We start from the raw sequence: 232 nt of genomic DNA, 5'->3' as shown, positions 1-232 counted from the left end.
GTCGGACGTCACGTACGGCTTCCAGCGCGTGGTCGACGGGATCTCGGCGCAGGTCGTGGCCCGGGACGTCGCGGGCATCCAGGACGACCTCGCCGCGATCGCGGCGCTGCCGATCGCGCGGGACGACGAGGTCGGCGCGGTGGTCGTCGACGAGCCCGCGCTGGCCCCGCTCGCCGGCCGCCAGAGGTCGCCGCTCGGCGCCGTCGGCTCGGAGCAGGCGCCGGCCCGGGCG

At 78.4% G+C, this 232-nt stretch carries 1 pseudogene; it reads left to right on the top strand.

Annotation, left to right across the window (positions count from 1 at the left end):
• Nucleotides 1-232, top strand: a pseudogene (locus tag KVT14_RS21610) (cellulose synthase); the annotation flags it as partial.

It is taken from the genome of Cellulomonas sp. GbtcB1, assembly GCF_019091725.1.
GTDB lineage: Bacteria > Actinomycetota > Actinomycetes > Actinomycetales > Cellulomonadaceae > Cellulomonas.
Note: the sequence above shows the minus strand (reverse complement) of the source record. Positions and strands in the feature narration are given on the sequence as shown.